The 23,859-nt window shown below is 71.0% G+C and carries 13 protein-coding genes and 2 pseudogenes; 12 read left to right on the top strand and 3 right to left on the bottom strand.

Features of this window, described 5'->3' with window-relative positions:
* Positions 1-29: 29 nt before the first annotated feature.
* From QSK05_RS29415 to QSK05_RS29380, 8 genes are all read left to right on the top strand, one after another.
* A complete protein-coding gene (locus QSK05_RS29415; RefSeq protein ID WP_285600627.1) occupies positions 30-3,371 on the top strand; it encodes a DUF4132 domain-containing protein in 3,342 nt (1,113 codons plus the stop codon).
* Positions 3,368-6,718 (top strand): DUF4132 domain-containing protein, encoded by a 3,351-nt coding sequence (locus QSK05_RS29410; protein WP_285600626.1) that lies wholly within the window; start codon positions 3,368-3,370, stop codon positions 6,716-6,718. Before QSK05_RS29415 ends, QSK05_RS29410 begins: the two co-directional genes overlap by 4 nt.
* 30 nt (positions 6,719-6,748) lie before the next feature.
* A complete protein-coding gene (locus tag QSK05_RS29405; RefSeq protein WP_285600625.1) occupies positions 6,749-7,858 on the top strand; it encodes an ATP-binding protein in 1,110 nt (369 codons plus the stop codon).
* Positions 7,859-7,862: 4 nt separating this feature from the next.
* Complete coding sequence (locus QSK05_RS29400; protein WP_285600624.1) at positions 7,863-10,376, top strand: DUF5682 family protein; 2,514 nt, start codon at positions 7,863-7,865, stop codon at positions 10,374-10,376.
* The gene (locus QSK05_RS29395; RefSeq protein WP_285600623.1) at positions 10,373-11,503 is read left to right on the top strand and encodes a VWA domain-containing protein; all 1,131 of its coding nucleotides are present in this window, start codon (positions 10,373-10,375) and stop codon (positions 11,501-11,503) included. The genes QSK05_RS29400 and QSK05_RS29395 overlap by 4 nt, the downstream gene beginning before the upstream one ends.
* Positions 11,500-13,836 (top strand): YehQ family protein, encoded by a 2,337-nt coding sequence (locus tag QSK05_RS29390; RefSeq protein ID WP_285600622.1) that lies wholly within the window; start codon positions 11,500-11,502, stop codon positions 13,834-13,836. Before QSK05_RS29395 ends, QSK05_RS29390 begins: the two co-directional genes overlap by 4 nt.
* Positions 13,837-14,004: 168 nt before the next feature.
* Positions 14,005-16,227 carry an NADP-dependent isocitrate dehydrogenase gene (locus QSK05_RS29385; protein ID WP_285600621.1) on the top strand — a complete coding sequence of 741 codons (2,223 nt, stop codon included), beginning with the start codon at positions 14,005-14,007 and terminating at the stop codon, positions 16,225-16,227.
* Between the two features lie 64 nt (positions 16,228-16,291).
* The gene (locus QSK05_RS29380) at positions 16,292-16,792 is read left to right on the top strand and encodes a RidA family protein (RefSeq protein WP_285600620.1); all 501 of its coding nucleotides are present in this window, start codon (positions 16,292-16,294) and stop codon (positions 16,790-16,792) included.
* 4 nt (positions 16,793-16,796) lie between these two features.
* Here QSK05_RS29380 and QSK05_RS29375 read toward each other — a convergent pair whose 3' ends face one another.
* Positions 16,797-17,378, bottom strand: a complete 582-nt coding sequence (locus tag QSK05_RS29375) for a nucleosidase (RefSeq protein WP_285600619.1) — start codon at positions 17,376-17,378, stop codon at positions 16,797-16,799.
* 442 nt (positions 17,379-17,820) lie between these two features.
* Between QSK05_RS29375 and QSK05_RS29370 the strand changes: the two genes are divergently transcribed.
* Complete coding sequence (locus tag QSK05_RS29370) at positions 17,821-18,078, top strand: hypothetical protein (protein WP_285600618.1); 258 nt, start codon at positions 17,821-17,823, stop codon at positions 18,076-18,078.
* A 26-nt stretch (positions 18,079-18,104) separates the two neighbouring features.
* Here QSK05_RS29370 and QSK05_RS29365 read toward each other — a convergent pair whose 3' ends face one another.
* Positions 18,105-18,875 carry an HpcH/HpaI aldolase family protein gene (locus tag QSK05_RS29365; protein ID WP_285600617.1) on the bottom strand — a complete coding sequence of 257 codons (771 nt, stop codon included), beginning with the start codon at positions 18,873-18,875 and terminating at the stop codon, positions 18,105-18,107.
* Between the two features lie 126 nt (positions 18,876-19,001).
* Here QSK05_RS29365 and QSK05_RS29360 point away from each other — a divergent pair, with 126 nt between their 5' ends.
* The 3 genes and pseudogenes from QSK05_RS29360 to QSK05_RS36700 all read left to right on the top strand — a co-directional run.
* On the top strand, positions 19,002-19,466 hold the full coding sequence (locus QSK05_RS29360; RefSeq protein WP_352303036.1) for a DoxX family protein: 465 nt from the start codon (positions 19,002-19,004) through the stop codon (positions 19,464-19,466).
* A 30-nt stretch (positions 19,467-19,496) separates the two neighbouring features.
* Positions 19,497-21,170 (top strand): annotated as a pseudogene (locus QSK05_RS29355) (sensor domain-containing diguanylate cyclase); the annotation flags it as partial.
* A gap of 74 nt (positions 21,171-21,244) precedes the next feature.
* Positions 21,245-21,418 (top strand): annotated as a pseudogene (locus QSK05_RS36700) (hypothetical protein); the annotation flags it as partial.
* Between the two features lie 62 nt (positions 21,419-21,480).
* Here QSK05_RS36700 and ligA read toward each other — a convergent pair.
* The gene (gene ligA, locus QSK05_RS29350) at positions 21,481-23,616 is read right to left on the bottom strand and encodes an NAD-dependent DNA ligase LigA (protein WP_285600614.1); all 2,136 of its coding nucleotides are present in this window, start codon (positions 23,614-23,616) and stop codon (positions 21,481-21,483) included.
* Positions 23,617-23,859 lie beyond the last annotated feature (243 nt).

Raw genomic sequence — 23,859 nt, 5'->3', positions numbered from 1 at the left:
GTGTCTTCAGACGGAAGGTTCCCGGTTCCATGCGTGACTTCGAGTTCAGTGCCGGCTGGCAGCGTCAGCTGTTCCCCCGCCGCGGCAGTCTGGGGGCGGGTCCGTTCAGCCCGTTGAAGGGTGCGCGCCCGGCGGTCGAGGGTGAACTACGCGACGATCTGGTGGAATTGCGGCAGTCGCTGGCGACCGCGGGCGAACCGGCCCTGGGGGAGGCCGGCCTGGCGTGGCTCGACGGCGATCGAGGGGCGACGCCGCTCGGTGCAGCGGTGGTGGCGGCCGTGGTGCTGAACCGGTACAACCAGGAATGGCGTAAGGCGCCGTTCGCCGATCTGTGGATCGCCGAGCACGGCGTGGCTTTCGCCGCCGAGGCGGCCGTCGAGTTGATGGCGCTGACGCTCGACCGGAGCGTGCCCGGCTGGGTTCACCGGATGTCGCCGACGGGGCAGCACAGTAACTGGTGGAACGCCCCGCACCTGTACTCATTGTTGCGGGTGCGGGCTGCCTTGGCCGTCGTACCCGAGGCCGAGTACGCCTCGGTGGTGGCGGTTCTCGGTAGCTACCGATCCGGGCACGCCTACCACCGCCTGGCCACGTCGATCCTCGCGCCGGGCCAGGCCGGCTGGGTGGACGCCGACGTGGCCGACACCGTCGCGGCGGAAGACTTCTACCGGGCCTTCGCGCTCACCCAGGCGCTGACCGGGCTGCGGCAGCTGGAAGATCTCGACACGGCCTTCGCCGTGCGGTGGTCGTTCCGCTGGGCGGTCACGCACTCGCACGCGCACGTCGCCACGATGGTCGACGGGGTGGGGGCCGCGATCCTGCCCACGTTGCTGTCCTGGCTCGACACCGACTCGTTCGACAGCGACCGGAATCGCCGGTTGCCGGCCCTGGTGGCCCAGTTCCCCTCCGACGAGGCGATGTCGGCCCTGATCGACAGGATCGGGCGGAAGTACGTGCCCCCGGCGCTGCAGGAGGCGGTCGAGCGTTTCCCCGAGCGGGCCGTGCGACTGCTGGCCGGAGCCGGTTCGCAAGGACTCCTGGCCGAGATGTTGCGGGCGCACGTGCTCCACCGTCGCGACCTGGCCACGGGGGTCGTGCCGCAGCTCACCGGCGCTGCCGCCTCCCGGGTCCAGACACTGCTCGACGCGGCCGACACGCTCACCGAGGCCCCCGTCGAAGCCCTGCCCGCACTGCTGGTGTCGCCGCCGTGGCAGAACCGGGTCAAGGCGCCCCGGCCCGTCGTGGTCCCGGGACTGGCGTGCTCGGCGGAGGCCTGCGTGACCTGGCGGGAGGGGGAGCAGGAGACCTTCGCCCGTCTGCCCCGTAACTACGACGTGTACCGCACCGATCCCGCCACGGCCGGCAGCTGGGAAGACCGGGCCGCGAAGGTCGGTGCCGGTAACGGCTACTGGTACGACGACCTGTCGTTCTTCCTCGAAGCGCCCGACGCTGTCGCCCGCCGGGTCCTGAGCACCTGGTCCCCGAGCCCCTACGCTGACCGGCGCGAGCTCTCCCCGCTGGTAGCCCGTTTCGGTACTGACGCGTTACCGGCCCTGATCCGGCGCACCGAGTCGAGCGCCGCCGAGGCCTACCCGGTGCTCGCCCCGTTGTTCTCGCCCGAGCTGGCCGTCCGCACGGCTGACTGGCTGGCCCGGTTGAAGAGCGCCCGGGCCACGGCCACGGCCTGGTTGCTGCGGCATGCCGCCCCGGCATCCCTGGCGCTGGTTCCGGCGGCCCTGGGAAAGGCCGGCGTGGCCCGGCGGCAGGCGGAGAATGCCCTGGTGCTCATCGGTTCCCGCGGGCAGGAGGAAGCGGTGCGGGCCGCGGCCGAGAGCTACGGTCCGCAGGCCGCGGCCGCGATCGGCGAGCTGCTGGCCCGTGATCCGCTGACGGTGCTGCCCGCGAAGATTCCGGCCAACCCGTCCTGGGCCGCGGCCGGGCTGCTGCCGCCGGTGCGGCTGCGCGACGGCTGCGGGGTGCTGCCCCTGTCCGCCGTGGAGCACCTGGTCACGGTCTTCGCGCTGAGCCGTCTCGATCAGCCGTACGCCGGGCTCGACATCGTCCGGGAAATACTGGTTCCGGAAGATCTTTCCCGTTTCGCCGGATCCCTGTTCGACCGCTGGTTCTCCGCGGGAGCCGAGGCGAAGGAGAACTGGGCGCTCGATGGCCTGGGGCTGGTCGGTGACGACGAGGTGGTGCGGCGGCTGACCCCGCTGATCCTGGCCTGGCCAGGAGAAGGCGGGCACGCCCGGGCCGTGGTGGGTGTGAACGTGCTGGCGGCCATCGGCTCGGACGTGGCGTTGATGCACCTGCACACCATTGCCCAGCGGGCGAAGTTCAGGGGCCTGAAGAGCGCGGCGCAGGAGAAGATGGCGGCGGTGGCCGCCGATCTGGGGCTGACGTCGGATCAGCTGGCCGACCGGCTGGTGCCCGGTCTGGGCCTGGGTGACGACGGCAGCATGCTGCTCGACTACGGGCCGCGTCAGTTCGTGGTCGGGTTCGACGAGCAGCTGCGGCCCTACGTCACCGATCGTGCGGGCAAGCGGCTGAAGGCATTGCCGAAGCCCGGGGCCAAAGACGATCCGGAGCTGGCACCGGCCGCCCACCGGCAGTTCTCGGCGTTGAAGAAGGATGTGCGCCGGGTCGCCGCCGACGTCATCCTGGGGTGGGAGACCGCCATGGTGACGGGACGTCGCTGGAGCGGCCGGGAGTTCCGCGAACTGTTCGTCGGGCATCCGTTGCTGTGGCACATCGTCCGCCGTGTGGTCTGGGGCCTCTACGACACCGACGGCGCCCTGATCGGCACCATCCGGGTGGCCGAAGACCGCACCCTCGCCGACGTCACCGACGAGGAGGTGAAGCTGAGCGACGACGCGATCGTCGGGGTGGCGCACCCCTGGGACCTGGCTTCCTCCGGATCCTCGGGTGCGGAGTGGGCCGGTGTCTTCGCCGATTACGAGATCCTGCAACCCTTCCCGCAGCTGAGCCGGCCGGTCCACACCCTCACGGCCGAGGAGCTGAAGACCGGCGTGCTGACGCGGTTCGAGGGCCGGAAGGTACCGAGCGGGAAGGTACTGGGTCTGGAGCGGCGGGGCTGGCACCGGGCACCCGCGATGGACGGGGGCATGCAGGGCACGATCGAGGTGTCGTTCGCGTCCGGCCTGTCGTGCTCGATCGCGCTCGACCCCGGCTTCATCGTCGGGCTCCCGGCCGAGTTCGACGAACAGACACTGTCGATGGTGAGACTGCACGCCGGCAGCGCCCATCCCTTCGCTGCGGCATCGGCCGGGGACCCGGTGGAGATCTCCGACCTGGTGGCGGCCTCGGAAATCCTGCGCGACCTGACCGACATCACCGAGGTGGCATCATGACGGCCCTTCCCCGGCGGGATTTCGAGCTCAGCGCGTCCTGGCAACGCCAGCTGTTCCCGCGACGGGGCAGTCTGGGGGCAGGCCCGCTCAGTCCGGCACCGGGCGCCAGGGCGGCGGTCGACTCCCAGATCCAGCTGGCCGGTGACTATCTCACGAGTCTCATCGCTGCCAGTGCCGAAGATCTGCGGGAGGCCGCCACCGTCTGGATGGGCGATCCCGGCAGCGGCTCGCCCCTCGGTGCCGCGGTAGTCGCCGTGACGGTGCTCACGAAGTGGGATCTCGACGTCCGCAAGGCTCCGTTCGCGGACGCCTGGATCACCTCCCGGGGGCTGGGGTTCGCGGCAGAGGCAGCGGTCGAGCTCCTGGGCCTGACCCTCTCGTCGAACGCCGCCCAGATCGTGCCGCTCCGGCCGGGTCAGTCGTTCGGGCACTGGTGGATGGCCCCGCAGTTGCAGACTGTGCTGCGGGTGCGGTCGGCGCTGGCCGTGGCGCCGGAGCAGGAGTACATCGAGATCGTCGGGCGGCTGGCCGCTCATCGGTCCCGGCACGCCTACCACCGTCTGGCCACGTCGTTGCTGGCGCCGACCGAGACCGCGTGGGTCGAGGAAGACGTCACCGACACCGTGGCCGCCAAGGACGACTACCGGGCGTTCGCCCTCACCCAGTCTCTGTCGACGGTGCGCCAGCTGGAGCGACTCGACGCCGGGAGCGCCTCTTCCTGGTCCTTCCGGTGGGCACCCGTCTCGTCACACGCGTACCTGGCGACGATGGTCGACGCCCTCGGCTCCGACGTCCTGGGCGTCATCCTGAGGTGGCTGGGGGAGGAGGAATTCGACGCCGACTCCCGTCGCCGGGTGCTGGCCGCCGTCGCGCAGATGCCGACCGAGGCAGCCATGACGGCTCTGGCCGACCGGATCGACCAGAAGTTCGTCTCCTCCGCCTTGCTGGAGGCGGCGGACCGGTTCCCCGGTCTCGCGCTGGACGTTCTCGCGGCCCGGGGCGCACGCGGACGGCTGGCCGAGGTGCTGCGGTCCCACGTGCGCGGGCACCGGGAACTGACCGCCGAACGTCTGGATGCTCTGCCGCCCGAGGCGGCCGGGCGGGTGAGGGCACTGCTCGACGAGGCCCGTGCGATCGTCGAGGCGCCGCAGGCCGCTCTTCCGCCCCTGCTGGTGTCCCCGCCGTGGCTGAACCGGGGCAAGGCGGTCAAGCCGGTGGTCCTGACCGGCCTGGTGTGCGCGGACGAGCCCACGCTGACCTGGCGCGAGGGAGAGCTGGCAGCCTTCGCCGTCCCGGAGAACGGCTATGTCCACGACTTTCACGACCACGCCAGCTGGAAACAACGGGCGGGCAAGGTCACCGGCGGGCAGGCCATGTGGTGGGAGGAAATGGCCTTCTTCGGGCAAGCGCCCGAGGAACTGGCCCGGCCCCTTCTGGCGGGCTGGTCGCCGCACGACTTCATCGACCGCGACGACCTGAGCCCGATCGTGGCCCGGTTCGGGCTGGACGCGTTGCCGCCGGTGATACGCAGGGCCCGGCAGAGCGCTGCCCTGATGGCTCCACTGCTCCTGCCGTTCAGCTCCCCGGAGTTGGCCGTGATGATGGCCGACTGGCTGGCCCGGCTGAAGAGTGTGCGCGCCACGGCCTCGGCCTGGCTGCTGCGGCATCCGGAACCGGCGGCCCGGGCCCTGGTGCCGGTGGCCCTCGACCGGGCCGGTGCCGCGCGTCGTCAGGCCGAGAACGCGTTGCTGCACCTCGGCACTCGCGGACAGGGCGAGGCAGTGCTGGCGGCTGCCCGGACGTACGGCACCGAGGCGGCCGTGGCGATCGAGCACCTGCTGGGCCGCGATCCGCTCACGGTCTTGCCGGCCAAGGTGCCGGCACTCCCGGCCTGGGGCCAGACCGGGCTGCTGCCGCCGGTCCGGCTGCGGGACGGCTCGGGCGCGCTGCCCGGGCCGGCCATGGAACACCTGGTGACGATCTTCGCGCTCAGCCGCCTGGACCAGCCCTACCCGGGCCTGGATGTTGTTCGTGACGTGGTGCAGCCCGAGGATCTTTCGGCCTTCGCCTGGGACCTGTTCCAGCGCTGGTACGCCTCGGGAGCGGTGGCGAAGGACAACTGGGTGCTCGACGGGCTGGCCCTGGCCGGTGACGACGAGGTCGTACGGCGGCTGAGCCCGCTGATCCTGGCCTGGCCGGGAGAAGGTGGGCACGCCCGCGCGGTGACGGGCGTCAACGTGCTGGCGGCCATCGGGTCCGACGTGGCGCTCATGCATCTGCACAACATCGCCCAGCGGGCGAAGTTCAAAGGGCTGAAGACGACGGCGCAGCAGAAGATGGCCACCGTCGCCGACAGCCTGGGGTTCACCTCCGAGCAACTGGCCGACCGGCTGGTCCCCGGCCTGGGACTGCAGGCCGACGGCAGCATGGTTCTCGACTACGGGCCGCGGCAGTTCGTCGTCGGTTTCGACGAGCACCTGCGCCCGTACGGGGCCGATGCCACCGGTCAGCGGCTGAAGAATTTGCCGAAGCCGGGGGCCAAGGACGATCCCGAGCTGGCTCCCGCGGCCTACCAGCAGTTCTCGGCTCTCAAGAAAGACGTGCGAAAGATCGGTGCCGACGTCGTACGGCGCCTCGAGCAGGCGATGGTCAACGGCCGGCGCTGGAGCGGCGCCGAGTTCCGGCAGTTGTTCGTCGATCATCCGCTGCAGTGGCACGTCGTCCGCCGGCTGGTCTGGGGGCTCCACGACAGCGAGGGAAACCTCATCGGTTCCCTGCGGGTGGCTGAAGACCGCACGTTCGCCGACGTTTCCGACGACGAGACCGCGGTCGCCGACGATGCGGTCGTCGGGGTGGTGCACCCGCTGCATCTGGGAGATGCGGTCGCGGCCTGGTCGGAGGTGTTCGCCGACTACGAGATCCTCCAGCCTTTCGCGCAATTGGCCCGGACGGTGTACACGCTCAGTCCGCAGGAGGCTGAGACCGGCAGCCTGGAACGGTTCGAGGGGGTCAAGATACCCACGACGAAGGTGCTCGGACTGGAGCGGCGCGGCTGGAGGCGCGACGACCCGATGGACGCGGGGATCCAGGGGTCCATCGAGGTCTCGTTCACCTCCGGCGTCGGGTGCGGCATCAGCCTTGACCCGGGAATCATCGTCGGTGATCCGAATGACTGGGAAGAGCAGACACTCGCTCACGTGTGGCTGAGCAACAGCAGCGCCTGGGCCTGCGGGCAGACCCGCGCCACCGGCTCGCGGCTGCCGCTGCGCCCGTCCGACCTGGTGGCGGTCTCCGAGATCCTGCGCGACCTGACCGATATCACCGATATCACCGAGCAGGCATCATGAGCTGCCTCATCGTGGAACTGGAGACTGCTGATGGATGCCGTTGAGGTGACCGCCCCGGCCGGGCAGGTGCAGCGGCCGCGGGCCGAGGTGCGGTACACGGACGAACTGGCCCGGCTGGGCGCGGCCGACGAGGCGGCCCGGCCCCCGGGCTGGGCGCTGAGTGTGCAGGCCGCCCGCCGCTTCATCGTGGGTGACGAGAAGCTCGGCGTGAGCCGCAAGTTCGTCGGTGACCCCTCGCTCATCGACCGGGCGCTGATCACACTGGCCACCAGCCGCGGGCTGATGCTCGTCGGAGAACCCGGCACGGCCAAGTCGCTGCTGTCAGAACTGCTGGCGGCGGCCGTGTCCGGTGATTCGACGCTGACCATCCAGGGTGGCGCGGCCACCACGGAAGACCAGATTCGTTACTCGTGGAACTACGCCCTGCTGGTCTCCGAAGGGCCTTCGACGCGATCGCTGGTGCCGGCGCCGCTGCTGCGGGGCATGGCCGAGGGCCGTACGGTGCGGTTCGAGGAGATCACCCGCTGCCCGCTGGAGGTGCAGGACTGCCTGCTGTCGCCGCTGTCCGACCGGGTGCTGGCGATCCCGGAACTGACCGGCCCGGAATCGATGGTGTTCGCGCGGGACGGCTTCAACATCATCGCCACGGCCAACACCCGCGACCGCGGCGTCAATGACATGAGCTCAGCCCTCAAACGCCGGTTCAACTTCGAGACTGTCTTCCCGATCGCCGATCTCGCCACCGAGATGGCTCTGGTCGAGGAAGAGGCCACCCAGCTCCTGCGGCGCTCCGGGGTGACCGCGGTGCCCACCCGCGGCCTCACCGAGGTCCTGGTGACGGCGTTCCGGGAACTGCGGGCGGGGGAGACCTCTCGCGGTGACTCGATGGACCGGCTCTCCGCCGTCATGAGCACCGCCGAGGCGGTCTCGGTGGCGCACGCGGTCGGACTGCGGGGCTGGTTCCTGCGGGGCGAGCCCGGCACGGCCGAAGACCTGGTGGCCTGCCTGGCCGGCACCGCGGCCAAGGACAGCCCCGAAGACCTGGCCAAGTTGCGGCGCTACCTGTCGCAGCAGATCACCTGGCGTTCCGGGCCGCACTGGACGGCGCTGCACAACGCCCGTCACCACCTGCCGGGCTGAGCCGGTGCCGGTCACGTTCATCGGGGTACGCCACCACAGCCCGGCGTGCGCCCGCCTGGTCGCCTCGGTGATCGAGGAGCTCAGTCCCGCCTACGTGCTCGTCGAGGGTCCCGCCGACCTGAACGGGCGCATCGACGAACTGCTGCTGGGCCACGAGCTGCCGATCGCCGTGTTCAGCAGCTATCGCGACGAGGAACGGCGCCATGCCTCCTGGGCGCCGTTCTGCGAGTACTCACCCGAGTGGGTCGCGCTCACCCGGGGCCGGGCGGTCGGCGCGCAGCTGCGGTTCATCGACCTGCCGTCCTGGCACCCGGCGTTCGACGGCGTCGGGAACCGTTACGCCGACGCCGAACTACGTTATGCCCAGGTGCTGGAGCGGCTGTGCCGCAGCTTCGGTCTGGACAACGTCGACGTGCTCTGGGACCACCTCGTCGAGATCGCCCCGCCCGACGACCTGAAGGTCCGGCTGGAGACGTACTTCGACCTGGTGCGGGGCGAGACCTCGGCGGACGAGGGCGACAGCGCCCGCGAGGCCTACATGGCGCAGTGGGTGGCCGCGGCGGCCCAGGCAGCGGGGGAGCGGCCGGTGGTCGTGGTGACGGGCGGGTTCCACCGGCCCGCCTTGGTAGCGGCGCAGGAACCACGGCCCGGCGCCATGGACGGCGTGGACGGAGGGGACGGCACTGTCCCATTGACGTTGGGAACCGGGGATGCCGGGGGAGAGGGCAGTTCTGCTGGTGCGGGGCCGATGGACGTGTGCGCCGAAGGCCCTCCTGCCGGTGCAGAGGCCGGGAAGGCTCCGGAGGCCAACGGTCCGGGCGGCACGGTGCCTGGTTCTGGCGGCACGGCGCCTGGATTCGCTCATCCGCAGTACCCCTCCTGGCCAGTGATTCCCGCTCTTCCCGACGGCGCCCACGGCGGCAGTTTCCTGGTGCCGTACTCGTTCCGGCGCCTCGACGCGTTCGACGGGTACCAGTCGGGCATGCCGTCTCCCGGCTACTACCAGGCGCTCTGGGAGCTCGGGCCGCAGGGCGCGGCCCGACACCTGACCGGGTCCGTGGCGGACCGGCTGCGTCAGCGCAAGCAACCGGTCTCCACGGCCGACCTGATCGCCGCCCGCGCCACGGCCGACGCGCTGGCGCTGGTACGGGGCCATGCGTATCCCGCGCGCACCGACGTCCTCGACGGACTGGCGTCCGCACTCGTGAACGATGCGCTCGACGTGCCCCTGCCCTGGACGGCCCGGGGCACGCTCAGCGGCGGGAGCCATCCCGTGGTCGTGGAGATGATCGCCGCCCTGAGCGGGTCACACGTGGGGAGGCTGCATCCCGCCACGCCCGCGCCACCGCTGGTGCACGACCTCGAGGCCGAGCTGGAGCGGGAAGGGCTGTCCCGAGCAGGCGGTCACGACCTCGATCTGACCACGGCACCCGAGGCCCGGCGCAGCCGGTTGCTGCACCGGGTGCGGTTGCTGGGCATCCCGGGGTTCCTCCGGATACGGGGGCCCAGCACCGGTCTGGATCCGGTGCTGCGCGAGCAGTGGACGATCGAGCTGCACCCCGACCGTCTGGCTGCCGTCATCGAGGCAGGCGCCTACGGCGCGACGCTGACCGACGCCGCCGCGGCCGCGCTCACCGAACGTGCGGTCCGGGCGGGCACCGACGTGGACGCGCTGGCGGCGGTGCTCTTCGATGCTGCCCTCGCCGGGCTGGCCACGGTGCTGGACGACGCCCTGAGCACAGTCGACCGGGCGGTGGGGCAGGTGCCGGAGCTTGCGCCGCTGGGCCGGCTGCTCGCCGTGGTGCTCACGATGTGGCGTCACGACGAGGTCTTCGGCACGACTCGCAATGCTGCCCTGGGAGCCGTGATCGCGGCGTCGGTGCGGCGGATCCTCTGGCTGGTCGAAGGGCTGCACGGTGGCCCGGAACCCGCCGACCGGGAGCGGATCGCGGCGCTCGCGGCCTGTCGCGACGGGCTGCGCCACGCGGGCCCGGCCCTGGGGCTCGACGTCGTGGAGGCCCGGGCCGTCGTGACCCGGGTCGCCGCCGACGTCCTGGCACCTCCTGACCTGAGGGGTGCGTCCTTCGGTTTCCAGTGGTCGCTCTCCGAGAACGACGACGACCGGCCCGACCCGCTGCGCGTGCTGCGGGGCGCCTTCCAGCCACGGACCGCGGGCGACTGGCTCGCCGGGCTGTTTGCGCTGGCCCGCGACGAGGTGCTGCACGACGAGGCGGTGCTGACGCTGCTCGACGACCTGATGTCGGGTCTGAGCGCCGAGGACTTCTTGATCGGCCTGCCCGCGCTGCGGCAGGCGTTCGGGTTCTTCCCGCCCCGGGAGCGGGCGGTGCTGGCCGAAGGTTTGCTGGCCCGTCGCGGACTGCCCGGTAGTGGAAGGGCTTTCGTGCGTGCGGTGAATGATCCGCAGACGGTGGCGGTGGGAATGGCATTGGACGAACGGGTAGACGCGATGGTGAGACGTGAGGGGCTGATCGTGGCCGGTGAGGGGGCGCAGCCGTGATCGATCCGGGCCTGGAACGCTGGAGGCTGGTCCTGGGCGCCCCCGCGTCCGCTCTCGGTTCGCTGGGGGAGAAGGGGCAGGGCCGTGACGAGGCGCTGGACTGGCTCTACGGACGTGACGCGGAGAACGACGGCCGGGGGGTGCGCCGGGCGCGGCACCAGGACCGTCGGGGGACCGACGGCGAATCCGTGGTCAGCACGGTCGACTGGCTGAACGACATCACGGAGCTCTTCCCGAAGGAGACCGTCGAGCGGCTGCAGCGGGATGCGGTGGAACGGTACGAGATCCACGACGTGGTCACCGATCCGGCCGTGCTGGAGACCATCGAGCCGAACCCGGCGCTGCTGCGGGCCGTGCTGCAGACCAAGCACCTGATGAACCCCGAGGTGCTGCGCCTGGCCCGGCGCATCGTCGAGGCGGTCGTGCGTGACCTGATGGAGAAGATGCGCACCGAGGTCCGGGTTGCCTTCACCGGCACCCGCACCCGTCGTCCCAGCCGGTGGAAGCAAGCCCGCGACTTCGACATGACCCGTACGATCCGCGCGAATCTGGGGCACTACCGTCCCGACGAGCAGCGGTTGTACATCGAGACGCCCCACTTCTTCTCGCGCCACCGCAAACACCTGGAGCAGTGGCAGGTGATCCTGCTCGTCGACCAGTCCGGCTCGATGATCGACTCGGTCATCCACTCGGCGGTGACCGCGGCCTGTCTGTGGGGGCTGCCGGGTGTGAAGACACACCTGGTCGCCTTCGACACCAGCGTCGTCGACCTGACCAGCGACGTCGACGACCCGGTCGAGCTGCTGATGAAGGTGCAGCTGGGCGGCGGGACCGACATCCATCAGGCGGTGCACTACGGCGCAGGCCTCGTGGAGCAGCCCCGGCGGGCCATCGTCGTGCTCATCAGCGACTTCTACGAGGGTGGCTCGCCGGAAGGTCTGATCCGCAGCGTCCGTGAACTCGTGGAGCAGGGCTCGAAGGTACTCTGCCTGGCCGCCCTCGACGAGGAGGCCAATCCGGCCTACGACCGCGAGACCGCGCAGCGCCTGGCCGATGTCGGCGCCGGCGTCGGGGCCATGACCCCGGGGCAGCTCGCCCGGTTCGTGGCCGAGCAGGTGGGCCGGTGAGGAGGGAGCTGCTCGCGTTGACCCCGGAGTCCCTGGCCGCACTGACGAACCGGGGCCTGGTCAAACGGGCCACCCGGGACCTGGAACGGTCCGCCCCGACGATGGAGGAGAACGGCCAGGGCACGCTGACCGCCACCTACGCGGACGGAGTCACCACGACGCTTCCGGCCGGGGGACTCGAGGCCGGCCGTTGCTCCTGCGGTGCGACCGGTGTGTGCCGGCATGTGGTGATGCTGGTGCTGGCGTATGCGGCGTCGGTCGATCCGGGAAGTAGGGACGCGGGGACGGGGGACGCGGGAGCACGGGCTGCTGCAGCGGAGGCCGCGGGCAGGAAAACCGATGGAATCGTTCATCGTGGAGACGGTCTCGCGGGTACCAAGGGTTCCGGGCCGGGAGTGGGCGGAGACAGCGAGCTCTCGGCCGGGTCCGACGGGCAGATGCCCGGCCCGGGTTCGTCCGTGGCTGAGGACGGTGGGCTCTCCTCCGTCGCGCCGGCTGACCTTCGCCGGGAACCCGGAAGCGGAGGTGAGACCAGAGCGGGGAATGACTCCGCCTCCGCAACCGAGACCGTGGCCGCGTCGGGACCGAGCGAGGCCGAGCATCGAGCTGAGACCGGAGCTGCGTCTGACTCTGTGCCGGGAAGTCCGTCCGACGCACCCGTCGGAGGCTTGGTCCACCCACCGCGCCACCCATCCTGGACCCCGGCCGTCTTCACCGACGCCGAGCTGGAAGCCCACATCGGCAAGCGCGCCATGAACACGGCCCGCCGCGCCCTGGCCAAGGGTTACGTGGCGCGCGTGCGCCGGGCGAGCGCCGCTGATCCGGTGCCGGGCGTGGATCTGCCCGCGGCCACGGTGAGGTTCCATGTGCCGGGCGATCTCGGTTTCGCGCGCAGTGATGCCGTCGCCGGCACCCGGGACGACGTGGTCGCACTGGCGGTCTGGGCCTTCCGGGCGGCGGACGAGCAGGCCCCGGACCAGCCGGAGCCACACGTCCAGGTGGGTGGGGCCGCGGCCGGCGACGGTGGCAGCGCTCTCGAGCAGGCCGTGGAACTGGCTACCACGGTGCTCCAGGAAGGCGCGGTGCATCTTGAGACCGGCCTGGTCACCCGCACGAGTACGGTGCGCGCGGCCCTCGACGGCGCGAAACTGCGCTGGCCGCTCCTGGCCCTGGAAGACCTGGACGCGCAGTTGCAGGCCTACCGCGACCGGTCGGCGCGCTACCGGCCCGACGCCCTGGCTGACCACATCGCCGAACTGTTCGCCCGGTACCGCGCGGTGACCAACGGTGGGTCAGGTTTGCGCTCGCGGGTGCTCGGTACCGACGAGGCCTCGCAGACGCATCTGCGCCGGGCCCGGCTGGAAGGGCTCGGTGCGCGGGTCACGGCGGCCGGTGACGAGCGCACGGTCGAGGTGTTCCTGGCGCATGCCGACAGTGCGTCCGTCCTGGTGATGCGCAGGACGTACACCACCAACGACACCGGGAGCCAGCTCGGGGCCCGGCGCGTGGCCGGCGCGACGATCCAGCGCCTGGCCTCCGGCGCCGTGATCACCGACGCCGCCCGGCGCAGCGCCAATCGCACCGTCACGATCGGCGCGGGTGGTCTCAGCCGCACCCAGGCCATGACGGTGAGCCGTCCCTGGCAGCATCTGCCCGCGGCCATCGCGCCCCCGAGTCTGACGGTGCTGGCCGGAGAGCTCGACGAGCTCCCGCCCCGCCTGGTGCGGGCCCGGGTGAAGGCCGAGCTGGTGCGGGTGATCCCGGTCACCGAGGTGGAGTGGGTCGCCTACTCACCGGGCGACCAGCGCCTGGACGCCGTGGTCACCGATGCCGACGGCACCCGGGCGATGATCTCGGCGACGCACGACAGCTGGGCCCCGGGCCGTCTCGACGCCATGGCCGCGGCGTTGGGCGACGGCCTGCGGCAGGTGTCCGGCACCGTCCGTCGCAGTGGGGGCGGCATCGTCATCGACCCGATCGGCTTTGCTCTCGACGACGAGGTGATCGTGCCCGACCTCACCCCCGCCACCCACACACAGAACCCCGACCCGGGAGCGCCGGGCGGCCGCGACGTCCTTCATCAGGTCCTCGACGACGCCTCGGCCCTGCTCACGCAGATGGCCCACCGTGGGATCCACCACCTGCCGAACACCGTGCCGGCCCGTCTGACCACGGCCGCCGCAGCCCTGCGCCGGGTTGGCCTGCACCTCGTCGCCGACGACGTGGAGCAGCTGGGCGCGGGTCTGGGACCCGAGCCGGGACCGGCCGTGATCGAGAGCTGGGTGAACGCCTATCTGCGGGTCAGCCTGGCCCGCGACCTGCATCAGGGGTAGCGGACTGATCCCGCGGGCACCACATTGCGACCCACGGCACGTGAGCCTCGGTGACCATGTGCAGGCTGCAAGTCGTAGGCTCATGGTCGCCCAGGGATGTTGTACCTGCGCGCGCCGTTGCGCGGGTGCGCTCTCGAATGACCGCATCCGAAGGACGGAGAGCCAGCGTTGGCCGACGCTTCCACCATCATCTACACCCACACGGACGAGGCACCTGCCCTCGCCACGTACTCATTACTGCCGATCGTGCAGGCGTACGCGGGCACGGCTGGTGTGGCGATCGAGACCCGGGACATCTCCCTGTCCGGCCGCATCATCGCCTCGTTCGCCGACCGGCTGAGCGAGGGGCAGCAGCTCGACGACGCCCTGGCCGAGCTCGGTGAGCTGGCCACGCGTCCCGAGGCGAACATCATCAAGCTGCCGAACATCTCCGCGTCGATCCCGCAGCTCAAGGCGGCGATCGCGGAGTTGCGGGAGCAGGGCTTCGACCTGCCCGACTACCCGGACAACCCGACGACCGACGCCGAGCGTGACCACCGCGCCCGGTACGACAAGGTCAAGGGCAGCGCCGTGAACCCGGTGCTGCGTGAGGGTAACTCCGACCGCCGGGCACCCGCCTCGGTGAAGAACTACGCCCGCAAGCACCCGCACCGGATGGGCGCGTGGAGCTCCGACTCCCGGACCAACGTCTCCACGATGAGTGCGGGCGACTTCCGCACCAGCGAGAAGTCCGTGGTCCTGGCGAAGGACGACACGCTGCGCATCGAGCTGGTCGCCCCCGACGGCACGGTCACCGTGCTGCGCGAGTCGGTGCCCGTGCTGGCCGGTGAGGTCGTCGACGCCACCCGCCTCGATGTCGCCGCGCTGCACCAGTTCCTCGCCGCCCAGGTCGCCCGGGCCAAGGCCGAGGGCGTGCTGTTCAGCGTGCACCTCAAGGCCACGATGATGAAGGTCTCCGACCCGATCATCTTCGGCCACACCGTGCGGGCCTTCTTCCCGAAGACCTTCGAGCGGTACGGCGAGGTCATCAAGGCCGCGGGCCTGACACCCAACGACGGTCTCGGGGCCATCCTCAACGGCCTGGCCGCGCTGCCCGAGGGTGACGCGATCAAGGCGAGCTTCGACGAGGAGCTCGCGAGCGGCCCGGCCCTGGCCATGGTCGACTCCGACCGCGGCATCACCAACCTGCACGTGCCCAGCGACATCATCGTGGACGCGTCGATGCCCGCGATGATCCGCACCTCGGGTCACATGTGGGGCCCGGACGGCCAGGAGGCCGACACCCTCGCGGTGCTGCCCGACAGCAGCTACGCCGGTGTGTACCAGGTCGTCCTCGACGACTGCCGCGCCAACGGGGCCCTCGACCCGTCCACCATGGGCTCGGTGCCGAACGTCGGTCTGATGGCTCAGAAGGCCGAGGAGTACGGCAGCCACGACAAGACCTTCGAGATCCCCACCGCCGGCACCGTGCGCGTCGTCGACGGCTCGGGCACCGCGCTGCTCGAGCACGAGGTCTCCGAGGGCGACATCTGGCGGGCCTGCCAGACCAAGGACGTGCCGATCCGCGACTGGGTGAAGCTGGCCGTGCGCCGGGCCCGGGCCACGGGCGACCCGGCCGTGTTCTGGCTGGACGAGGCCCGGGCCCACGACGCCAACCTGATCGCGAAGATCAACGAGTACCTGCCCGAGCACGACACCGACGGACTGACGATCAAGATCATGTCCCCGGTCGAGGCGACGGCGTACTCGCTGGAACGCATCCGGCAGGGCCAGGACACCATCTCGGTCACCGGCAACGTGCTGCGCGACTACCTGACCGACCTGTTCCCCATCCTCGAGCTGGGCACCAGCGCGAAGATGCTGTCGGTGGTGCCGCTGATCAACGGGGGCGGCCTGTTCGAGACCGGCGCCGGTGGCTCCGCACCCAAGCACGTGCAGCAGCTGGTGAAGGAGAACCACCTCCGCTGGGACAGTCTCGGTGAGTTCCTGGCCCTGGCTGTCTCTTTCGAGCACCTGGCGCAGACCACGCAGAACGCCCGCGCCCAGGTGCTGGCCGACACGCTCGACCGGGCCACCGGCACGTTCCTCGACGAGAACAAGTCGCCGAGCCGCAAGTCCGGTGAGCTCGACAACCGTGGCAGCCACTTCTACCTGGGCCTGTACTGGGCCCAGGAGCTGGCCTCGCAGACCGACGACACCGAACTGGGCTCGCTCTTCGCGGCCCTGGCCAAGAGCCTGGCCGAGCAGGAGGAGACCATCGTCGCCGAACTGCTCGCGGTGCAGGGCGACGCGGTCGACATCGGTGGCTACTACCGGCCCGACCCGGCCAAGGTCGAGGCGGTCATGCGCCCGTCCGCGACGCTGAACCAGGCGCTCGCAACCCTGGCCTGACAGTGCTGAGAGGTTGTGTCCCCCGGTCATTCCCGGGGGGCACAGCCTGAAGTACTCTCGGCCCATGGTGACCACAGGCCCCGACGCGCGGGCGGACCGACTCGAGCACCGCATCCCCGATTACGCGAACCCGCCCTACGGCAGCCGTTACGGCAAGACCCTCAAACCGTTCCACCGCACGGGTTCCCTGCTGGTCCTCAGTGGCATGACCCCGGAAGACCGCGACGGGACGGTCTTTCACCCCGGTCGCCTGGGTGATGGTCTGAGCGTGGAGCAGGGCTACGCCGCCGCCCGGAAGACCGCGATCAATGCGCTGGGCATGATCCGGCTGGCCGTCGGCTCGCTCGATCACGTGCTGGCACCCGTCCAGGCCGTCGGGTACGTCACGTCCACGGCCGATTTCGACCGGCACAACGAGGTCGGCGAGGGCGTGAGCGACGTGCTGGCCGAGGTGTTCGGAGCGGCCGGGGCGAGCACCCGGGCCAACCTCGGGGTGACGAGCCTGGCCCGGGGCAACTGTTTCGAGCTGCTGCTCACCGTCGAACTGCGCCCCGACGCCCCCTGAAACCTCAGAGCTCGCGCGCCACCCAGTCGGCCAGCGCCCGGGCGCACTCGGCCACGGTGACGGGCCAGCTCTTCGCGGCGCCCTCGTCGGCGTCGTCGCTGACGATCTTGACCAGCCGCGCCGGGAGGCCCAGCCGCTGCGCCGTCGCGGCTACCGCGTATCCCTCCATGTCCACCAGATGGGCGCGTAGGGCCAGAGAGTCTTTGAGGACGCCGTCCGCGACGAACGAGTCCCCGCTCGCCAGGGTCACACCACCGGTGTGGGGGAGTTCGACCGGCGCACCGTAGGTCTCGCCCGTCAGCGTCCGCAGCAGAGCGGTGTCCAGGTCGTGCTGTATCACCGTGCTCACCTCGTGCACCCCGCTCAGACCCGGGCGCAGGGCGCCGGCGGTGCCGAGGTTCACCAGGGACGACGGGTGGACGCCGGCGGCCAGGGCCGTCATCAGGGTGAGAGTCGTGTGCACCTTGCCGATGCCGGTGATCAGGACCGGCAGGTCGCCGGGAAGGAACTGTGCCTCCTCCTTCACCGCGACCACCAGGAGGGGCTGGTCGGCGCTGATTGATCCGATGAGGTGTTCAGTGGTCACGGGTGTCCCATCCGAGGCGGCCTTCTACTGTGATGACAAATCTAAGCAGCTGAGGTTCAGCGTCCGGTAGGAGTGGCCTTGATCACTATCGGGCCGGATCCGGCGAGTCGCGCTGCTGTGTCGATGGATACGCGAAAAGTCTTGTCAGGTAGATTCTTTGATGGTCGGGGGAAGGTCCCTTCGGGGCATGGCGCCATCGGCACATGACGTCACGGAATCGGAATTCCCGTGCTGAAGGTGGCCGATCCGGCCGGGCGCATGTAGCTTCCTCAGTGGCGGTCGTCAGGGGGATGTACCGCTCCTGGCTTCTCTGTCTCCGCGGCGTCGACGCCGCGAACAGGAAGCATTCCCACTCTGCGTGCATCCCCGTTCTGCCCTCCCCAAAAACTCTGCCGCCATCGGTGGCCCTTCCAGTATCCCCATTCCTGAAGGAGATTCATCCATGCACTGTCTCGACTGCGCCCTGATCTCAGACACGAAGAACCCGGCTGTCGCGTACTGCCGCTCCTGTGGCGGCGCCGTCTGCCTCGAGCATGCCGCCGTTCTGCAGTCCGCCCCGGTCCCGGTCGGCCTGCTGCCGGCCGAGCCGAAGCGACGCGTGATCAGCTGCCTGAACTGCAGCACCGGGACCGATCGCCCGGCCCGTCCGGCGCAGGACGCGCGACGCCCGCGCTGGACGCTGGTCTCGGTTCCCGAGTAAGTCATGAAAAGCGCTGTCAGGCAGGTCTAGTCACCGATCATCCGGGCGACGGCGAGATGGTCGCGGGCGGCGGTCTCCAGGTGCACCAGGTCGCAGGCCACAGTGAGCACCGTCCAGCCCTCGGCGATACGCCGGGCCGCGACGTCGCCCGCCCCGGTGTGCAGCCCCGCTGCCAGACCGTTCGCCTCGCAGGCTTTCCGGATCCGGGTCAGGGCGTTCTCGAACTCGCCGGCCACCCTCGGATCGGTCGACGTGGCGCCCCCGATCGACAGGGTGAGGTCGGAGGGCCCGACGTAGAGTCCGTCCAGACCGGGCGTCGCCGCGATCTCCTCGACGTTCTCCAGGCCCTGTGGCGTCTCGATCATCGCGAGCACGGCCACGGACTCGTTCGCCCGGGCCGGTTCCGGGCCGATCCGCAGCAGCGAGCGCATCGGCCCGTACGAGCGGATGCCGTGGGGAGGGTACCGCGCGGCCGCGACCGCGCCGGCGGCGTCCTGGGCGGTGTTGACGAGCGGCACGATCACCGCCCGGGCCCCGGCGTCCAGGGCCCGGCCGATCTCGGCGGGGCCGTTCTGGCCTACCCGCACGACCCCTGCCGACCTACCGCCGGCGTCGATGGCGGTGAGCCCGTTGAGCAGGCCGCGGTAGTCGAACAGGCCGTGCTGGGCGTCCATCGCGACGTAGTCGTACCCCAGGGCGGCGATGCGCTCGGTCGCCGGTGGCGCGTCGAGCAGGATCCAGTACCCGACCACGGTCTCCCGGCGGCGGACGCGGGTGGCGAAGTCGGTGACGGTCATGGGATCTCCGTTCATCGAGGACAGAACCTGCTCAGGACCATCACATCGAGAACGGCCCGCGCGCCAGGGGTCGGTCGGGCCCGAGCGCCGAGTGACCCCACCGTGCCGATTCCGGTAGCGGGTTCTATGGTAGACAGAACGTTCTATTCCGAGGATTCTGGAGGATCGGTGAAGATTTCCGGTAGGGCTCTGGCCCAGGCGGCTCTCGGCGGGTTCCTGACCTATGCGGGTGTCTCGCACCTGACCGTGGCCCGGCAGGAGTTCCAGGCGCAGGTGCCGTCGTGGTTCCCGGTCGATCCGGACGCCGTGGTGCTGGCTTCCGGCGCGGTGGAGATCGGGCTGGGTGCGGCCCTGCTGACGGCCTGGCACCAGCCGAACCGGGCCCGGGTGGGACTGCTGGCCGCGGCGTTCTTCGTGGCCGTCTTCCCCGGCAACATCGCCCAGTTCACCGAGCACCGAGACGGCTTCGGCCTGGACACCGACACCAAACGCGCCGTGCGGCTGGTCTTCCAGCCGGTCCTGGTGGGCTGGGCGCTGGGCGCGACCCGGGCGAGCCGGGCGAGCCGGCGCCGGGCCGAGCCAAAGCCCTGACCGGCCTTTGCCCCGGGGCCGATCGTGCCGATGATGGGCTGCAGGGGCGGCACGGCGACGATCTTGGGGGAGGCGACACGCGTGATCCCGGCCGACGCCGCAGGGGAGCCGCTGGCCCGGCAGCACGACTTCGCCCTGCGTGAGGCCTACGAGATCGTCGAGGCCGCGCAGGACCATGACGTCACCGAGGACGTGGCCCGGCTCGACGCCCGGGCACGCACGCACGGCTGGGACGACGTCGTGTTCCTGCTGCACTTCGCCCGTTCGCTGGCGGCGCGGGACGCCGGTGAGGACGACTCGCAACACGTCGAGACGATGCTCGAGGCGGCCCGCCGCCTGGGTGATCCGGCGCTGCTGGCCCTGGCCCTGGCCACCACCGCGCAGCGTGCTGCCGACAGCCGATCGGCGCTGCCCGAGCCTGCGCCCGGCGCCGAACCGCTGGTGCGGGCCGTCGTGCTGCTGGACGACACCGACAGCCTGGTCGTGCACCGGGTCGCCGCCCACCTGGAGGTCGCGGGCGCCTTCCACGCCCTCGGGCTCTGGGCCATGGCGTACGAGCAGTTCGCCCTGCTCGAAGATCTGTTCGCCGGCGAGCACGACCCGGTCTGGGCCGACGTGCTGCGACGTCAGCGTCGGGTCGTGCACGCCAACGGGATGGACATGTCCCTCGACGACGCCTGCGCCCAGGCCGAGATCGGCGACTGGGACGGTGCCCGGAGAGCGGCCGCGCGCCGGCTGCCGGAGGTCCTGCGGCCCCTGACGCCGGACTGGCCGCCGACCTGGCAGGCGATGATCCACGCGTTCGCGGACCTGTTCGCCGCCCTGGCGGGGATGTCCTCACCGGCCGACCGCGCCCTGGTCGTGCTCCAGGCCCGCAAACCGGCCGCCGACGCCAACATCGCCATGCTCTCGGTCGCCGACGCGATCCGCGCTCACAAGGCGGGCGACCAGGCCCGGGCATCGCGGCTGGCCGAGGCCTGCGCGGGTGTCATCGGTCCCAACGTTCCCGTGCACCTGCGGCTGCTCGCCCTGAACCTCGCGGCCCACAGCCCGCAGACTCCGCCGGCCGCCCTGACCTACGCCCAGGAACTCATCACCCTGCGCTGGAACTCACGCCTCAGCCGGCTCACGTCGATGCGCGCGGCCATCGACGCCGAGCGGCGCCGGGTGGAGCACGAGTTCCTGCGCGACCAGGTGCTCGTCGATGACCTGACCGGCCTGGGCAACCGCCGCGCGTACACCGCCTACCTGGACCGGATCCGGCGTTCGCTGGCCGTCACCGCCGCGCGGCCCGGCCAGGACCGCCGGATCCGGCGCCGGGCCCGGCGCCCGCCCGATCTGGTGATCATGATGATCGACATCGACCACTTCAAAGCCGTCAACGACTCGTTCGGCCACGACATGGGCGACGAGGTGCTGCGCCGCCTCGGCTCGGTGCTGTCCGCCCAGGTGCGCTCGGGCGATCTGGCCGCCCGCCTCGGCGGTGACGAGTTCGTGGTGGTCATGGCGCAGGACGGCCAGAACGTCGCGGAGAGCCGTGCGCAGTCGATCGTGAAGGCCGTGCGTGACTACCCCTGGGACGAGGTGGCTCCCGGCATGACCATCTCGGTCAGCCTGGGCCTGCACCAGGGCCCCGCCAGCGACCTGGCCCTGCTGCCGGCCGAGGCCGACCGGCAGCTGTACGTGGCCAAGCGCGAGGGCCGAGGCCGGGTGGCCGGGACCAGTGCCGGGACCAGTGCCGGGACCAGTGCCGGGACCAGTGCCGGGACCAGTGCCGGGACCAGCGCCGGGACCAGCGCCGGGACCAGCGCCGGGACCAGTGCCGGGACCAGTGCCGGGACCAGTGCCGGGACCAGTGCCGGGACCAGTGCCGGGACCAGTGCCGGGACCAGCGCCGAGCCAGCGCCGGGACCCGCGCCGAGCCAGCCCTGACGAGCCCTGACGAGCCCTGACGAGCCCTGACGAGCCCCTGGCGGGCTCTCGACCGACCCCGATCAGCCCTCGACCGACCCCGTTACAGGAACCCCTCCAGCCGTTCGGCGAACTGGTCGGGGCTCTCGATCGGGATGCCGAGAGCCTGCGCCTTCGTGTACTTGCTGGAGCCCTCCTCGGCCGCGACCAGCAGGCCGGTGTTCTTCGAGACCGAGCCGCTGGACTTGCCCCCGGCCCGCTCGATCAGCTCGTTCATCTCGTTGCGGGACAGCTCGGCCAGGGGCCCACTCATCTTGCCGGTCACCACGACGCTCATCGGCTTGCCGTTCTCGGCGGTCAGAGGCAGCGAAGGCCCGGCCTCCCCGGCCTCCCCGGCTTCACCGGCCTCGTCCTCCTCGGCCACGACCCGCCCGGTGGCACCCGGCTCGGTCATCGAGACCCCGGCCTCCCGCAGCTTCGCGATCACCGGGGCGAGCTCGATCAGTTCCTCCACGATGACCGGTGCCCTCTCCGGCCCGATCCCGTCGACCTCCTCGAAGGCCGCGGCGTCGGCGGCCTGGATCGCATCCATCGTGGCGAAGTACCGCGCGATACGGCGGCTCATCGAGCGGCCGGTACCCCGCACCCCGAGCGCGGTCAGGGTGCGGGCCAGCGGCTGGGCCTTGGCCTTCTCGACCTCGGCGAGCACTTTCGCGGCGCTGGTTCTCCCCATCCGCTCGAGGGTGAGCAGCTGTTCCTCGGTGAGGGTGAACACGTCGGCGACGTCGGTGACCAGGCCGTTGTCGACGAGTTGGCGCACGAGCTTCTCGCCGACCGATTCGATGTCCCAGCAGTCACGGGCCACCGCGTAGCGGATGGACTGCGGCAGAGCGCACTGGCGGCCCCGGGTGCACCGCCACCGTTCCTGCGAACGGTCGATCTCGCTGCCGCAGTTCGGGCACATCTGCGGTGCCTCGATCGGGATCTCGGCCCCGGTACGGGCCGAGACGACGGCCCCCTCGATGCGCGGGATGACCTCACCGGCCCGCAGCACCATCACCGTGTCGCCGATCATCAGACCCTGCCGGGCCAGGTCGTTCGGGTTGTGCAGCGTCGCGTAGGTGACCGTGGTGCCGCCCACGAAAACGGGTTTCACCCGGGCCCGGGGCGTGATCACCCCGGTGCGGCCGAGCTGCCAGATGACCTCTTCCAGCGTGGTCAGCCGGGAGTCGGCCGGGAACTTGAACGCGATGCCCCACCGCGGTGCCCGCGACGAGGACCCGGCCTGCTCCCGGTCGGCGGGCGAGTCGGCCTTGATCACCGCCCCGTCGATGCCGAAGCCGAGGTCGGCGCGCCGGGCCAGCAGCGAGTCGATGTACTCCTGCGCGGCCTCGATCGTGTCGACCACCGCGATCTGCGCGGGCGAGGTCGCGGCGGTGGAGACGCCGAGCTCACCGAGCAGGGCGATCGCCGCCGAATAGTCGCTGTCCGCATCCGGTCCCGTGCCCGCAGGGGCACCCGGCAGCGCCAGCACCTGATAGGCGAAGAACGTCATGGGGATGACGTAGGTGCGGTCTTTCGAGCCCCGCAGTGCGCCGGCCACCCCGTTGCGCGGGTTCACGAACGGCTTGTCGCCGTTGGCCAGGCGCAACTCGTTGGCCGCGGTGAACTGCGCGTCGGTGAGCATCACCTCACCACGCACCTCCAGGGTCAGTGGCTGCGCGAGCTGCTGGGGCAGCCCGGCGATGGCCGCGGCCGCGAAGGTGACGTCTTCCCCGTGCACGCCGTCGCCCCGGGTGATCAGCTGCTCCAGCGAGCCCTGCCGGTAGCGGGCGGCCAGGGCCAGGCCGTCGAGCTTGGGCTCCACCACGTAGCGCGGGGCCCGGCCCAGTCGTTTGCCCAGGCTCGCGTGCCACTCGGCCAGCTCGTCGGCCGAGAACACGTTGTCGAGGCTGAGCATGGGCGCGGAGTGCTCCACGTCGCCGGCGTCACCGCCCACCACCTGAGTCGGCGAGGCCTCCACCCGCCAGTCGGGGTGCTCGGCCTCGGTGACCGCGATGTCGCGCACCAGCTGGTCGTAGGTGGCGTCGTCGAGCACCGTCACCTCGGCGGCCTCGTCGAGCGCGGCGTCGGCCGCCTCGCCGGTGCCGTAGTAGAGGCTCGAGGCGGCGCGGGCGGTCCCGATCGCCTGCTCGTACTCCTCGCGTGACAGCACCCTGCCCGCCGTCATCTGGCTCATCGGGACTCCCCGGGCCGGTGGGACGGGGAAGACGGGAGGAGGGCAGCTGTATGGCCGGCGCGCAGGCAGCGGGGGTCCTGATTCACATCCCAGAACGTAGCGCCGCCCACCGACAATCTTGATCAGGACCCTCGAGAGCCCCGGGAGCGCAGGAGAGGAGGCCGGTGAGAAGGCCACCGGACGTGTACCAGGTGTGCCATGTGTACACCTGAGCGGTGACCTCCTGACCGCCGTCACCGGAGC

This window comes from Kineosporia sp. NBRC 101731 (assembly GCF_030269305.1).
GTDB lineage: Bacteria > Actinomycetota > Actinomycetes > Actinomycetales > Kineosporiaceae > Kineosporia.
Note: the sequence above shows the minus strand (reverse complement) of the source record. Positions and strands in the feature narration are given on the sequence as shown.